12 protein-coding genes are annotated in these 10,551 nt (G+C 51.3%); 5 read left to right on the top strand and 7 right to left on the bottom strand.

All coding sequences use genetic code 11. The annotated features are described in order from the left end of the window. Window positions 1-190 precede the first annotated feature (190 nt). The 3 genes from ltrA to Q7J88_RS03615 form a co-directional block, all read right to left on the bottom strand. A complete protein-coding gene (gene ltrA, locus Q7J88_RS03625) occupies window positions 191-1,459 on the bottom strand; it encodes a group II intron reverse transcriptase/maturase (RefSeq protein ID WP_303720794.1) in 1,269 nt (422 codons plus the stop codon). Window positions 1,460-2,295: 836 nt separating this feature from the next. Next, the gene (locus tag Q7J88_RS03620) at window positions 2,296-2,745 is read right to left on the bottom strand and encodes a hypothetical protein (RefSeq protein ID WP_303720793.1); all 450 of its coding nucleotides are present in this window, start codon (window positions 2,743-2,745) and stop codon (window positions 2,296-2,298) included. Between the two features lie 335 nt (window positions 2,746-3,080). Beyond that, window positions 3,081-3,485 (bottom strand): hypothetical protein, encoded by a 405-nt coding sequence (locus Q7J88_RS03615; protein ID WP_303720792.1) that lies wholly within the window; start codon window positions 3,483-3,485, stop codon window positions 3,081-3,083. Between the two features lie 516 nt (window positions 3,486-4,001). Between Q7J88_RS03615 and Q7J88_RS03610 the strand changes: the two genes are divergently transcribed. From Q7J88_RS03610 to Q7J88_RS03600, 3 genes are all read left to right on the top strand, one after another. Next, on the top strand, window positions 4,002-4,166 hold the full coding sequence (locus tag Q7J88_RS03610) for a hypothetical protein (protein WP_303720791.1): 165 nt from the start codon (window positions 4,002-4,004) through the stop codon (window positions 4,164-4,166). Between the two features lie 89 nt (window positions 4,167-4,255). After that, entirely contained in the window at window positions 4,256-5,260 is a 1,005-nt protein-coding gene (locus Q7J88_RS03605) for a methyltransferase (protein WP_303720790.1), read from the top strand. Between the two features lie 136 nt (window positions 5,261-5,396). Continuing rightward, window positions 5,397-5,675, top strand: coding sequence for a winged helix-turn-helix domain-containing protein (locus tag Q7J88_RS03600; RefSeq protein WP_303720789.1), 279 nt, complete (start codon window positions 5,397-5,399; stop codon window positions 5,673-5,675). A gap of 13 nt (window positions 5,676-5,688) precedes the next feature. Here Q7J88_RS03600 and Q7J88_RS03595 read toward each other — a convergent pair whose 3' ends face one another. Then, the gene (locus tag Q7J88_RS03595; protein WP_303720788.1) at window positions 5,689-5,853 is read right to left on the bottom strand and encodes a hypothetical protein; all 165 of its coding nucleotides are present in this window, start codon (window positions 5,851-5,853) and stop codon (window positions 5,689-5,691) included. 227 nt (window positions 5,854-6,080) lie between these two features. Here Q7J88_RS03595 and Q7J88_RS03590 point away from each other — a divergent pair, with 227 nt between their 5' ends. Continuing rightward, entirely contained in the window at window positions 6,081-6,302 is a 222-nt protein-coding gene (locus tag Q7J88_RS03590; RefSeq protein ID WP_303720787.1) for a GSU3473 family protein, read from the top strand. Between the two features lie 130 nt (window positions 6,303-6,432). On the opposite strand, the gene Q7J88_RS03585 is transcribed toward Q7J88_RS03590, so the two are convergent. Together Q7J88_RS03585 and Q7J88_RS03580 are read right to left on the bottom strand one after the other, a co-directional pair. Continuing rightward, the gene (locus tag Q7J88_RS03585; protein ID WP_303720786.1) at window positions 6,433-7,122 is read right to left on the bottom strand and encodes a DUF4126 domain-containing protein; all 690 of its coding nucleotides are present in this window, start codon (window positions 7,120-7,122) and stop codon (window positions 6,433-6,435) included. A 213-nt stretch (window positions 7,123-7,335) separates the two neighbouring features. After that, window positions 7,336-7,524: a hypothetical protein gene (locus Q7J88_RS03580; protein ID WP_303720785.1), complete on the bottom strand. Its 189-nt coding sequence runs from the start codon at window positions 7,522-7,524 to the stop codon at window positions 7,336-7,338. Between the two features lie 222 nt (window positions 7,525-7,746). Between Q7J88_RS03580 and Q7J88_RS03575 the strand changes: the two genes are divergently transcribed. Beyond that, window positions 7,747-9,261, top strand: coding sequence for an SDR family oxidoreductase (locus tag Q7J88_RS03575; protein ID WP_303720784.1), 1,515 nt, complete (start codon window positions 7,747-7,749; stop codon window positions 9,259-9,261). A gap of 1 nt (window position 9,262) precedes the next feature. Here the strand turns inward: Q7J88_RS03575 and Q7J88_RS03570 are convergent, their stop codons facing one another. After that, complete coding sequence (locus tag Q7J88_RS03570) at window positions 9,263-10,414, bottom strand: PP2C family protein-serine/threonine phosphatase (protein ID WP_303720783.1); 1,152 nt, start codon at window positions 10,412-10,414, stop codon at window positions 9,263-9,265. Window positions 10,415-10,551 lie beyond the last annotated feature (137 nt).

Genomic DNA, 10,551 nt, shown 5'->3' with positions numbered 1-10,551 from the left:
AGCGACCCTCTTGCGTTTCGTACTGTCTTCCCCCTGATCGGGGCGACGCCTGTTTCTTACAACAGGCCGGATTTGCCAGCTCCGCTGGGCAAACATCGAGTAGGGTGAGGTGAGCGGGTATTTTCTCACCTCATCCCTCTCACAGAACCGTGCGTACGGGCCTCGTACACGGCTCCTGCTCATTCTTCTCTCAAAAATTCTGAGGCAGATAACCCGTTTTCACTCTGCTCAGATCAAATAATCCCAGCTCTTCAAACCAACTGTTAGGCATCGCATAGTTTGACAACGCACTTGCAGCATTGTGCCACGATTGCATTTTGATGGCCTTAAACTCGCCTTGGTAGCCAAGCTGACGCAGGCGGCGATGAAGCCGCCCTGGCTTCTTCCACAGCGTCAGCTGTTTGGCTCGTAGGCGTCTGCGCACCCAACTGGCCAGTTCTCGAAACTGACTACGGCAGTGAGCAACCCGGAAGTAATTGGCGAAACCCCGTAGCACCGGATTCAGGTCTTTGATGACCTTCTCCAGATTAACCGGGGTGTTCCGCCGGGTGATACCCCTGATCTTGTCTTTGAACTGTTGCACTTTGTTGTCCTGAATACGGGTGTAGCGACTCCCGATTTCAACACCAAGATAACTCACGCCATCCCGGCTGTGGACAATCCGGCTCTTGCGTTCATTGACCGTCAAGCGCAGTTCCCCTTCCAGGTAGTTGCGTGCTACCGTCAGGGCATTATCTGCCCCTTTCTTTGATCCACATAAGATCAGGATATCATCCGCATAGCGGACAATTCGATGTCCTCGCTTTTTCATATGCCGGTCGAAGGCATCAAGGTAAACATTGGCAATCAGCGGACTGATGACCCCGCCTTGCGGGCTACCCAGTCGGCTTTGCTGCCAGCCATCTACCGTCATGATCCCGCTGTGCAGAAACAACCGTATTAATCCCAAGATACTCCCATCGGCCACCCGGCGGCGAAAGCTCTGGATGATCAGCTCATGATCTAACGTGTCGAAACACTTTGACAGATCCATATCGACCACCCATCTCCGCCGGTACTGCCTGATAAACAGGCTGGCTTTGGCGATCGCCTGATGGCCACTGCGGCCAGGACGGTACCCATAGCTGGACGGATGAAAGTGGGGATCAAATAGCGGTTGCAGGATGTCCAGCAGCGCTTGTTGGACAACACGGTCACGAACTGTGGGGATGCCGAGTGCTCGAATGCCACCGTCCGGCTTGGTGATTTCAACCCGCCGCACTGGCTTGGGCCGATAGCTCTTGTCCTTCAGTTCATGGAGAAGACAGTCGATCTCTTCGGGCAGGTGTGCAGCAAAATCGTCAAGGCTCTGTCCGTCGCTTCCGGCAGCACCTCGATTTGATTTTACTTTCACAAAAGCCCGAAACAATCTCTGTTTTTGAAGCATGCGGTCGTAGAGACTGTAGTAAATCTGCTCCATCTTCCCTCTTCTGCGTTTCCTTCTGCGACGATGGTCGTGGGCTTTTGCATTATTTCCGCAGGACCGTTCCCTTCTATCCCATTGTGGGCAATGTGGAACGGTGGACTGCGCAACATCGCGTGAACGGTTCGATGGCGCAGAAAAAAAAAATCTCTTAACCGCGTTCATCGGGCCTTGCCTCGTCAGGCAACTTCGTGTTCAAAGCCCGGCGACTATCCGCCGTGTCTATGGAAACTTTCGAATGAACGTCATCCCTTCGCACCCTGATGAGGCTTTTGACGCTCACCAGTCCCTGCTGACGTCGAGCAACAGGTCATCCCGGTTTTCTCCTCCAGACTGTTACCAGCTTTCTCAGGCCGAGACTTCATCACTACTACGGAATCATCTGCCACCTCGCACTGCATTGGCTGGCCTTGAGTCTCCTCTTGTGCCAGCCTTACCAAATCCTCTGACCGTGAGAATCTGGACAATACGAGGCTTCCCCAGTTACCTTCCGGCTCCCTGTAAGCTACGCCATCCTCAAACACACGACGGGTTACAATCAGGTATCGGGCTTTGCGCTATTTTGGACGCTTACCCACCCGCAGTGCCGAATCAGGTTCACTTGCGCTATGTGCAGCTTACTTCCTATCGCTTCCTTCAGACCCTGCCGTTGCCAGCAACGCCCTTGCGATTCGGATTGTCTTCCCCCTGATCGGGGCGACGCCTGCTTCTTGCAACAGGCCGGGTTTGCCAGCTCCGCTGGGCAAACAAACAAAACCGCCACCTTCCATAATGGGGTGGCGGTTCATATAAAGGCTCACGAGTTTTAAGAAAACTTGTTTCTCCCCCCGTTACTAGCTCTTAAGCAGAGGGCATTCAAAGTAGATCGATGTATCCATGATCGTAAGATGCCCCAAAGCCTCATGCTCCAGAACCTTCTCAGCACTTGTCAGCTCAAAATTCACCGCACCGTCATTGTCGGGATCGTGAATCGCTTTGCCCTGGTCAGTGAAAAGCACGACTTTCACTGACCAGCGACCTCCATTGTAATTGCGGTCGCCAGGCGCGCTTTCGGAAACAGAGCGTTGCCCTGTCAATCCGCTCAACATAAAGCTGTAAATGGTGTCGGTGGATTGAACTGGAGGTAAATTGAAGGAGGTCGGGGTAGCAATGGTTCCGTAGATTGTTCCATGGGCCCAAATGGCTTTATCCACTTTGGTGGCTGACCCTGCCAAGACGGAGCCTGTTCCAAACAAAATCATTGTGCATGCGGTAACCAGTGATAGTACGATCTGTCTGTTCATTTTTGTCCTCCTCAGTTGGTGAGAACGGGTATTGTTCCTAGGGTTAATACTGCTTGCCTTCGATGTTGAACACATTGTACCAAGGCTAGTTAAAGGAGAGATTAAGGAAGGATAAAGATGAGGTAAAGATTTAGGACTTGAAAACTTGTGACTTATCGTTATCAGGTTGATGGGGTTCTACCCCTAATTTACGGACGCTTCAAACATGCCTATAGTGGCCCAAAGGAGTGTCTAGGCCGAAGAGAAGAAAGTTCAGTTTCGAATTCCTCAAGTAGGAACTTTTAAATCTCAGAGCTAAACATCTGGAACACAAAATCGCTCCCTAGAAATATCAATCAATTGTTTAAATGAGGCTCAGCTGTTTCTAGCCATTTTGCTATTGTTGACAAGGAAAAAGGTTTTTTGATGACAGGGTATCCCAAAATCTGGATGGCTTGCCTTTGTTCGTCTGTGAAAATACAGCTCATAATGGCTTTTCGTTGCTTTGCGATTTTACAGCCGTTTTCGTTTTGGGCTTTGAGGATTGGCAGGGTTTCTAAGAGCGGCTCCCTAGTGTTTATTATTACTGCATCCGCACATGCTGTTCCTGGGGGACAGGGACATTTTTTAAGGGAGCAGGAAGGGCAACAGTAGTTGTCTGTATATCCTTGAACCTGATGTCCTTTTCTCTCCAGAATTATAGTTAATAGCCTGAGGAGGGATAAATCTTTTGCGTAAATTTTGATTCTTAAACTCTTCAACGCCCGCCCTTTGGATCAAGCATAATCACATCAGTGCTGAAACATCACCAATTGGTCAACCAGCAGAAAGTCTAGTCTGTATACCGAGTTGGCCAGAAGGCTTGGATTGACCCAGAGCCAGTTCCAGAAACTCCTCCCTGTAACGACCCCCCTCTGAAACTCACATCGATTCCATCCAAATACGCATTCAAAACCTAGCAAATATCACGCCGAACGTTTTTGCAGCTTAAAACTCTAAAGAATATCAGGAACTTAAAATATCAGAACAATTCCCGTACCCCCTTTTTTAAAAAAATCATTGGCATATTCCCCCATCTGAAATGGATATTTTCCTGAAAAAAATTTTATGGTCATAGCACATTGAGGATAATTGCGAGTATAGGGCGATCAGTATTTCCGCCCATGCCGCGATGCCGGAATGAGTTTTGGACACTCCCACTTTAGCGGCTAGATAGTTGCGTGGCCTACCGGGAGATCCCAGCTGCCGCGAATACCAGTTTAACGGAGACGCAACAATTGCACATAATAGTTGATAGGCATCCCAATCCCAACGACCACCACCTCCACGTTATTCACACCAACCAGTTGCTCTGCACACCACTTGGTCCTGTTGTTAATGCCAAGCACTGTGCTTTAGTTCTGGTCGGACTCAAACCGGTGGAATTGCGGGTGTTGGCGTAACGATAGAAAGGGAAGACCATTTCATCAAATTTAGTGACTTAATAGTTTTAAGAATGTCATGCTGTAGAGAGAACTCGAAGGAGGTTGTTATGGGGACAATTGAATGGATACCAGCCGAGCTTCTCAAACTATCGGGGAGCTATTGGGGGACCTGTGCTCTGCATGCCGGCGTAAAGCTGAATCTTTTCACACATTTGGTTGATGGCCCGTGTGCGACGACAGAGATTGCTAAGAAGTTGGGTTTGGATGCCCGCGGCCTGAGCATGCTGCTCGATGCCCTGGTTGCTCTGCAGCTACTGGAAAAGCAGGACGAGAAATATGCTGTTACTGAGAGTGCCGCTCCATTCCTCGACCGTAAATCGCCCGCCTATCTCGGTCATATTATCATGCACCATCACCACTTGGTGGAAGGGTGGAGTCGTCTCGACGAGGCAGTGCGTTCGGGTGCACCGGTTCGCAACCGCGTCTCTCACGAACCGAGCGAGGATGAACGCGAGAGTTTTTTGCTAGGCATGTTCAATCTGGCAATGCTGATTGCGCCGAAGGTTGCCGCGCATATCAACCTGTCCGGCCGACGTCGGTTACTGGATCTTGGTGGCGGTCCAGGTACCTACGCGATTCATTTCTGTCAGCAAAACCCGCAACTCAATGCAACTATTCTCGATCTGAGGACAACGCAGCCATTCGCTGAAGCAACTTTGAAGCGTTTTTCCATGAGCAAGAGGGTCGATTTTGTTGCCGGTGATTTCCACGACGGGCCTTTGCCCGGAGGCTTTGACGTAGCATGGCTTTCCCATGTCCTGCATGGGGAAGGACCAAAGAATTGCTCCAACATGCTGGCCAATGCGGTTGGTGCCTTGGAGCCGGGCGGTGTCCTGTTCATTCAGGAGTTTATCCTCGACGAAGATCGCACATCACCACTCTTCCCGGCGTTGTTTTCGCTAAATATGCTCCTGGGAACCCCAGAAGGACAATCTTACAGTGAACTGGAACTTTTTGAGTTGCTGCGACAGGCAGGATTATCCAGGACTGAGCGCCTGCAGATAGAGTTGCCGAACGGGGCTGGAATTATGTGCGGGCACAAGGATGGTTGATCGATTCGTAGGGGGGATCTGTCTGCGATCGCTAACTTCTTGCATCAGGCTTTTTTGAATGATCCCCCGCCCCGCAAACACAAACCTTTCCCATTAACTACTTAACAATTCTTAACGCTATTTCTTTGCACTAATAATGGGATGGCATCGGTTTTTTTGGACACTTATTTGGGATAATGTCCCCGTGTCCAAGCAGGTTGAAAATTACAGCAAAGACCAAGAACGAAACAGTAACAGGACCTCTGGCCGAAGGGTAGCGGTGGAGTGCTGTCCCGATCGCAGCATCGATGTTCATATCAGCCGGTTGCGCAAGAAATTATCGCCTCACAGCGACGGCTCGGAAAGAATCAAAGCGGTTCATGGCGTTGGTCATTTTTACTCTTTACCGGCAGAATTTTCACAAGGAGAACCCTGAGCCGACTCGAACCTCAATAACTAAACCCATCCTCACCAGCAGTTTCCGGCATCGCCGAAAGCAATAAATAACCGACAACATCAAGCAGGGTACGGACCCGGAGCTCTCCTTCGTCACGTTCCACCGAACCACGCTCAGCGACAGCGACACGCTGGGAAGCGCTGCAACCCCGAGCCAACCCACCCAAAAGATAAACTATTTTTGAACAAGTGAGGCACCTCCCACCAATAGCATTTATTAATTAACTGCCATACTTAAAGTCACGTATTTGACTGTATTTTTCTACTTCCCTTTCAGTTATTTTTTTTGCTAACATGGTCTTCGCTTAAAATACCGATAACTGTGCTTATCTTTCCAAATTTCAAAACGGGCCCTATAAAGTATTGGCGAAGGAGGACGGGTGTCATGATTCGGGTGATCTACAGGGATGGAACAGAGGATCTCGTAACCCAAAAGTTTCTGGATATCCTGCTGTTTATGGGTGAGGTGCAGATGTTCCAGCGGGATGACGACTGGGCTGTGATCGGTGTAGATCCACTTCGCCAGAAAAGCCGCTCTGCTTTTAGTGGTGAAGATCGCCGCTTACACCAGCAGACTGACATCGCTCCTCAGCAGATGTGCTACTGAATCAAAGAGAACAAATTCAAGGCCGGAAGGATTACCTTTCCGGCCTTTTTTAAGGACCTGTCCCGTCCATAAATAAGTCTCCTGAGTGTAAACTTATTTCAGGACATGAAAACCATCAGCAATATTTTTCTCAACGGCCATTGCCAGAATTGCCAGGCAATTCGGGGAACGACTTCGGCATTTTTATTTCGGGAGGCTCAGGAGGACCTTTTCTTCCCCCCTTTATAAAACTGATCAACGCGGTGAACACAAACTTGACTCCTCGCCAGATCTTCGGCAACAACCAAACCATCAGCAACACAAAAAGCAGCAATAGCGCAATGAAGACGAGTGGGTAATTCAAGGCGGTCCATAGGCCGGCAATCACCATCACATCCTCACTTAACGACGCCATCCAGTTACTGAACGGTTCCGGCGAGGTGTTGATCAGAACCCGTGAACCAGCTTTGGTAGCATGCGCACCTGCAGCCAAACCACCGCCGACAATCGCGGCAGCCAGAGACACCGCCGGGTCCATTTCACCGACAGCACCGGCAGCCAGCATCGCCCCGGCAGGGATGCGAATAAAGGTGTGCAGGGTATCCCAAGAGTTATCAACGCCCGGAACCTTGTCGGCGACAAACTCAACCAAATACATCGCTCCCGCAGCGAAAATCACCAGCGGATTGGTCAAAATTTGCAAGTCGGGAGGCAGTACCATGTTACCGGAAGAACCGAGCAAACCGAGCATCAGAATTGCCGCGTACAGATTGATCCCGCTTGCCCAAGCAACTCCCATACTCATTGCGATAATTGCAGCAACTTGATCGAGTTGTTCCATAAATATCCTTTCTGCAAAACCGATCCTTCACATCGACATAAAGCTATCATAGCCGCAATCGATAAGAAATCGATAGACATTGTTCGATATTACTCTGAAGTTGAAGCGATATCTGAAAAAAATCGAAATTCTATCTGTTGCCTGGCAACCGATGCTGTTTCCTGTTTTTTAAATGGAATGATGTATGGCCTCTAGCCTCTCAGGGCCACCGTTTTAGGTCCGGTAAAGAGCGGCACCGGTTCGCTTGAGTACAGAATCGATGGTTTGATCATCAGCAACGTTGATCTGCACTGCAATCTCTTCAAAGTTGCTCTGGAACAGGTTTTGTTGTTTTGCAAAGACGATTCCCCTCTCCTCCGTTTGCTGAACAGAGTTCAGCAGACCAGCCACATGTTGGAGCATTCGAGATATTTGGAATCTAACTCTGACAGAGCAATAACTCCCCACCAGTAAAATTCCCCTTAAAGACAATTATCAGGAAAAACCAATACAAGTAAAACTGATGTACTTCTGCGCAAAAAAACCTCCTGGGGGAAAAGTATTTTTCCTTAAAGACTTGCCAAAGGCACTGTTTTATCGGCAAAATATGAGAATATTCTTGCCGTCTACAAACAAAGGTTTCCCATGTCGATCGAACAGAAGAGCCCGATCTTTGTTGCCGGCGCAACCGGATACATCGGTGGCCGTCTGGTTCCCCGGTTATTGGATGCCGGCTATCGGGTGCGAGCCTTGGCCCGCGCCCCCAGCAAACTGGCCAACCGCCCCTGGGCAAATACACCGAACCTGGAAATCGTCCGCGGCGACATCCTTGATGGCCATTCCTTGCAGCGCGCTTTGACCGGGTGCCGTTCAGCCTACTATCTGGTTCACTCGATGGGCCCCCAAGTCGATGATTTCGCCAGCACTGACCGTCAGGCCGCAAGCAACATGGCGGAAGCCGCAGCTGCCGAAAAGTTGCAACAAATCATTTACTTGAGTGGTCTCGGAGAGAACGCGAGCTCGCTCAGCCATCATCTGGAGTCGCGCAAGGAAGTTGGCGAGGTACTGAAGCAGGGGCCAGTTCCGGTAACCATCCTGCGCGCTGCGATGATCATCGGGTCAGGCAGCGCCTCATTCGAAATCCTCCGCTACCTTGTCGAACGACTCCCGGTAATGCTCACCCCCCGCTGGGTCGACACCCCTTGCCAACCGATCGGGGTAAGGAATGTTCTGCACTACCTGGTCGGCTGTCTCGACAACCCCGATACCATAGGACAGACCTTCGACATCGGCCAGCCGGCCATCACCACCTACCGCCAGCTGATGGAAATTTTTGCCGAAGAGGCCGGCCTGCCGAAGCGCTGGATCATACCAGTCCCGGTACTGACTCCGCGCCTCAGCGGCTACTGGATCCACTTGGTGACACCAGTCCCGGCGGCTATTGCCCAGCCATTAGCCGAAGGGCTTAGTACTCCGGTCACCTGCCAGGAAAACCGGATTACAGAGCTGATACCCCAGGAATTATTCGATTGCCGAGCGGCGATTCGCCGTGCCCTCGACCGTCTGCACCAGCAACAGATTGAAACATCCTGGACTGATTCCGGTCCGATCCGGCCGGCCGAGTGGAGCCAACCAGACGATCCGGCCTGGGCCGGGGGAAGCGTTTTTGAGGATTCGCGCCGTCTGGTGCTGCACGCCAAACCGGACGAGATCTGGCCGGCACTCTCTTCAATAGGCGGATATGTCGGCTGGTATTACGCTAACTGGCTCTGGTGGTTGCGGGGTTTTATCGATCGTCTCTTCGGTGGGGTCGGCTTGGCCCGCGGTCGGCGCAGCGCAACGGAACTCTATCCCGGCGATTCGCTCGATTTCTGGCGGGTTGTCGATGTGGAAGCGCCAAACCGGCTGCTGCTTTCAGCCGAAATGAAACTGCCAGGCGAGGCGGTGCTCTGTTTCAAACTCAAGCAACTGGATGAGGAACGAACCGAACTGAAGCAAATTGCCCGTTTTTTGCCTCGCGGTCTGTTCGGCCTGCTTTACTGGTACGCAGTGACACCATTTCACGGCTATGTGTTCACTGGCATGCTACGCGGCATTGCCGATAGCATAGGCAAAAAGATCGACCGGGGACCGGAACGGCTTTCGACAGAAGTCGAATAGCCTACTCAACAAACGCCAACAGCAAGGTCTGGTCATCGGTTGCCGGCTGTCCGGCGACAAAGGATGCCACATCAGCGTAAATCTGCTGCAACTTTTCCTCCGGGTTACCGGTGGTTAACCTCTCCAGCCGTTCACTCAACCGCTCGATCCCATACATTTGCCCTTCGCAATCGAAACGCTCAATCAAACCGTCAGTGTAAAACAGCAGCTGGTCTCCCGACTGCAGACGGATTTCCTCAACCGGGATTCGCTCTCCGGCATATGACTTCAAGCCGAGTGGAAAAATCCCTTCACAGAAAATCTCCCGCACCCCAATCGAAGGACGATACAGGAGTGGCTGCAGATGACCGGCTCGCGCCAGCTTCAGGCTCCGCATGCCGACGTCATAAACCGCATACAGGGCGGTAACCATCCGTGAATCTGAAACCTTGCACAGCTGGGTATTCAGATATTGCAGCACTTCGACCGGGTCACTGCCGTCGCCTGGGAAAGAGCGGAGCAATGCACAGCTCATCGCCATCAAGACCGCCGCCTGGGTACTGTGCCCTTCCACGTCGGCCACCAGAATCCCCCAACGATTGCCAGGCAGCGGCATGATATCGTACAGGTCTCCGCCAGCGTAGAGGCTGGTCTCATAGCTGACCGCCAACTTGAAGCCAGCAATCTGCGGAAGGTCCTTCGGCAACAACGAGCGCTGGGCATCGGCTACCTGCTGCAACTCGTGCTCCAGCTCATCACGCTGCTTCTGCAGCTTCTTTTTCAGATCGTTGATGGTCAGATGCGTGTTGACGCGAGCCACCACCTCTTCCAGTCGGAACGGCTTGGAGATATAGTCGACTGCACCGATTTCCAGTCCGCGGACCCGGTCCTCCAATTCATCAAGGGCAGACAGAAAGATGATCGGGATTCCCTCCGTCTGTGGCTCTTCGTGCAAGCGCTGACAGACCTCGAAGCCATCCATCCCTGGCATCAGGATATCGAGCAAGATCAGGTCTGGGATCTCCTCTCGAGCCGCCGCAATTGCAGCCGGGCCATCAAGCGCTTCCAGCAGCCGATACCCCAGGCCATCTAGGGTTTCCTTGAGCAGATCAAGATTTATGGGGCTATCATCAACCAGCAGAATGGTCTGGTTTACTTCCTGATTAAAAGCCATACAAGTATCCTCGGGCTGTTCAGCAACTTGTTTAATTATAAAGCTACGCTCAGCATGCTGCGTATGTCAATTCACGTCCATGCAATAAAACTTCTATTATTATAAAAATTTTATCAAATCAGGCGTGAATTTTAGTG

The organism is Malonomonas rubra (genome assembly GCF_003247215.1).
GTDB classification, from domain to species: domain Bacteria; phylum Desulfobacterota; class Desulfuromonadia; order Desulfuromonadales; family Geopsychrobacteraceae; genus Malonomonas; species Malonomonas rubra_A.
Note: the sequence above shows the minus strand (reverse complement) of the source record. Positions and strands in the feature narration are given on the sequence as shown.